This window comes from Rhodococcus sp. (in: high G+C Gram-positive bacteria) (assembly GCF_049286785.1).
Lineage (GTDB): Bacteria > Actinomycetota > Actinomycetes > Mycobacteriales > Mycobacteriaceae > Rhodococcus_F.
On the sequence record NZ_JBAQEO010000777.1, the window covers coordinates 1 to 1,593 of the forward strand.

At 67.0% G+C, this 1,593-nt stretch carries 3 protein-coding genes; all 3 read left to right on the forward strand.

The window, feature by feature from the left end; translation table 11 throughout:
- Window positions 1-293, forward strand: a 293-nt coding sequence (gene pspAA, locus WAW17_RS27965) for a PspA-associated protein PspAA (RefSeq protein WP_422336115.1), incomplete at its 5' end; no start/stop codon positions are given.
- 4 nt (window positions 294-297) lie between these two features.
- Window positions 298-1,221: a zinc metalloprotease HtpX gene (htpX, locus tag WAW17_RS27970; RefSeq protein WP_422336116.1), complete on the forward strand. Its 924-nt coding sequence runs from the start codon at window positions 298-300 to the stop codon at window positions 1,219-1,221.
- 4 nt (window positions 1,222-1,225) lie between these two features.
- On the forward strand, window positions 1,226-1,593 hold a 368-nt coding region (gene pspAB / locus WAW17_RS27975), incomplete at its 3' end, for a PspA-associated protein PspAB (protein ID WP_422336117.1).

Here is a 1,593-nt window from a genome sequence, read left to right on the forward strand (position 1 = left end):
AAGGAGGAACGGTCGTGATCGTGCGCATCCTGGGCGAGGGTCAGCTCGACATCGCCGACAAACACCTCGACGAATTGAACGAGCTGGACACCGCCGTGGCCGAAGCGATCACCGCCGGCGACGAACAACGATTCCAACACGCCCTCAGCACCCTGCTGGACCGGGCACGGACCCTCGGCACCCCCGCCGCCGCCGACTCACTGTCCGTCTCCGATGCCATCCTCCCCGCCCAGGAAAGCAGCCTGGCGGAGGTACAAGCCCTGCTCGGCGAGGAAGGTCTGATTCCCGGGTGAGACCATGAAGAGCCGCTTCAGACCCGATCGCGGGCTGACCCGCCGCATGCTCTGGACGACGTTCCTGCTCGGTCTGATCTATGTCGTATTCACCGCCGTGCTCATCGCACTGCTGCGGAGCGCGTTCCTGGCCGTCGTGATCGCCGGTGGACTGTTGTTCACGCAGTACTGGTTCTCCGACCGCATCGCGCTCTACGCAATGCACGGCAAGATCGTCACCCCGGCCGAGGCGCCCGAACTCCACGGCGTCATCGACAGGTTGTGTTCGCTGGCGGACATGCCCAAACCAGCGGTGGCGATCGCCGAGGTCGATGTGCCCAACGCGTTTGCCACCGGGCGCAGCCCCTCACGGGCTGTGGTCTGCGTGACCACGGGCATCCTGCGTCGCCTCGACACCGAGGAACTGGAAGGGGTGCTCGCACACGAGCTCTCCCACGTCGCCCACCGTGACGTGGCGGTGATGACGATCGCCTCGTTCCTGGGCGTGCTGGCCGGGCTGATCACCCGGTTCACCCTGTACGCCGGCTTCTTCGGCGGGTTCGGTGGCGGCCGCGGACGCAACAACGGGCAAGGGGACACCACCCTCGTCCTGATGGGTGTGGTCCTGGTTTCCGCGGTGGTCTACGCCGTCTCGTTCCTGCTCACCCGGGCGTTGTCCCGTTATCGGGAACTGTCGGCGGACCGGGCCGGCGCGATACTCACCGGCCAGCCGTCCGCGTTGGCATCGGCCTTGACGAAGGTCAGCGGCGAGATGGCGCGCATCCCCACCCGGGACCTGCGCCAGGCCGAAGCCTTCAACGCCTTCTTCTTCGCCCCCGCCCTCGCCAAGGGCTTCAGCCTCTCCTCGTTCTTCGCCACCCACCCGCCGCTGGATCGCCGGCTCGCCCAGCTCGGGGACATCGCCCGCCAACTCGGTCAGGAGTTCTAGTCCCATGGGATTTCTCGATGCGCTCCTCGGCCGCTCCACACCGGTGCCACCCAATCTGGATCAGCTCTTCGCACTACCAGCCGCCGCGGTCACCCTGCAGGTCAGCAGCCGGTTCCACCCCACCGGCACCGGCGCGGTCTGCTTCAAGGCCGCCGAAGGCGGTGGTTTCGCCCAACTGCGGGAGGAGGTCGACGGACTGCTCACCCTCGACGGAGGCAAGTACAGCGAGCAGACGGATGACTTCGGATTCTCCTGGCTCATCCGCCGCACCGACCCCGACGACCTGGAAGGCCTGGTGACCGACCTGCACACCGTCAACAGCACCCTCGTCGACGCCGGATTCGGGTCGGCGCTGCTGTGCACCCTCATCGC